Raw genomic sequence first — 1,448 nt, 5'->3', positions numbered from 1 at the left:
CCGTTACCGTCGGCCCATGAGTATCCGAGCCGTGGTCTGGGACGTCGACGACACCCTTTTCGACTACACCTCCGCCGACCGTGAGGGCATGCTGGCGCACCTCCTGGCGGAGGGGCTGCTCGCCCGGTTCGAGACGCCGGAGCAGGCGCTCACCGCGTGGCGGACGGCCACCGAGGCGCACTGGGCACGGCACGCGGCCGGGCAGGCCACGTTCGAGGGGCAGCGTCTGGACCGGGTACGGGCCTTCCTGGAGGCGGAGCTGACCGACGCCGAGGCCGAGGAATGGTATCTGCGCTATGTCGGCCACTATCAGGCGGCCTGGAAGGTCTTTCCGGACGTGCTGCCCGCCCTGGACGCCCTCCCCGGGCACCGGCACGCGGTGCTGTCCAACTCCAGCCTGAGCGTGCAGGAGCACAAGCTGCGGGCGCTGGGCCTGCGCGACCGGTTCGAGAGCGTGCTGTGCGCCGTCGAGCTGGGCGTCTCCAAGCCGGCCGCCGGGGCCTTCCTGGCCGCCTGCGAGGGGCTGGGGCTGCCCCCGCACGAGGTGGCGTACGTCGGCGACCACCCCGAGATCGACGGGCGGGGTGCTGCGGAGGCCGGGATGCTGTCCGTGTGGATCGACCGGGGCGGCCCGCACACGCGGGCGGCCGGGGGAGCCCCGGCCCACCGCATCACCACCCTCGCCGAACTCCCGGCGCTGGTCCGCTCGCATACCCGTTTTGGAGCCCCGTCCACCTTCGGGTAATGTTCTTCCTGCGCCGAGGGGAACAGGTCGAAAGGCCGGGCCCCAGGCGCATCTGCTAGAGCGAGGTCCCCATGCGGGGCTTGCGTTCCAGTGGCCTATGGTGTAATTGGCAGCACGACTGATTCTGGTTCAGTTAGTCTTGGTTCGAGTCCAGGTAGGCCAGCTCGCAGAGCTCATCTGCACCCGCGGATCGTATCCGCGAGCCCCCGTTGTGTAGCGGCCTAGCACGCTGCCCTCTCACGGCAGTAGCGCCGGTTCGAATCCGGTCGGGGGTACTGGTTCCGGTCACCCGGAATCGCTAGGGCCCCCGTTGTGTAGCGGCCTAGCACGCCGCCCTCTCAAGGCGGTAGCGCCGGTTCGAATCCGGTCGGGGGTACTGACTGGTCTAAACCATCATTGGTCTATGGTGTAATTGGCAGCACGACTGATTCTGGTTCAGTTAGTCTTGGTTCGAGTCCAGGTAGACCAGCTCGGACCTGCGGAAACGCAGTGTCCAGGCCCCCGTTGTGTAGCGGCCTAGCACGCCGCCCTCTCAAGGCGGTAGCGCCGGTTCGAATCCGGTCGGGGGTACGGAAAGAAGGCTCCTCGCGCAGGCGAGGGGCCTTCGCCGTTTTCCGGGTCCGGTCCCAACGGCCTCTCGGCCGGGCGCCGTCGAGCCGCGTACCCGAGCAGTCGGGCGGGAGCGGGCCGCGGCGTAGGGGCC

The 1,448-nt window shown here is 69.1% G+C and carries 1 protein-coding gene and 5 tRNA genes; all 6 read left to right on the top strand.

Annotated elements, in window-relative coordinates; translation table 11 throughout:
* Nucleotides 1-16 precede the first annotated feature (16 nt).
* The 6 genes from ACFWN1_RS33255 to ACFWN1_RS33230 all read left to right on the top strand — a co-directional run bounded on the left by ACFWN1_RS33255 (nucleotide 17) and on the right by ACFWN1_RS33230 (nucleotide 1,315).
* Nucleotides 17-745 carry an HAD family hydrolase gene (locus tag ACFWN1_RS33255; RefSeq protein ID WP_384370482.1) on the top strand — a complete coding sequence of 243 codons (729 nt, stop codon included), beginning with the start codon at nucleotides 17-19 and terminating at the stop codon, nucleotides 743-745.
* Nucleotides 746-836: 91 nt separating this feature from the next.
* Nucleotides 837-908 (top strand) — tRNA-Gln (locus ACFWN1_RS33250).
* 39 nt (nucleotides 909-947) lie between these two features.
* Nucleotides 948-1,020: transfer RNA gene (locus tag ACFWN1_RS33245), tRNA-Glu, on the top strand.
* Nucleotides 1,021-1,048: 28 nt separating this feature from the next.
* Nucleotides 1,049-1,121, top strand: a tRNA-Glu gene (locus ACFWN1_RS33240).
* Nucleotides 1,122-1,142: 21 nt separating this feature from the next.
* Nucleotides 1,143-1,214, top strand: a tRNA-Gln gene (locus ACFWN1_RS33235).
* Between the two features lie 28 nt (nucleotides 1,215-1,242).
* Nucleotides 1,243-1,315: transfer RNA gene (locus ACFWN1_RS33230), tRNA-Glu, on the top strand.
* The last annotated feature ends 133 nt before the right edge of the window (nucleotides 1,316-1,448 follow it).

It is taken from the genome of Streptomyces sp. NPDC058459, assembly GCF_042721685.1.
Classification (GTDB): Bacteria; Actinomycetota; Actinomycetes; order Streptomycetales; family Streptomycetaceae; genus Streptomyces.
This window is presented reverse-complemented; position numbering and strand designations above follow the sequence as displayed.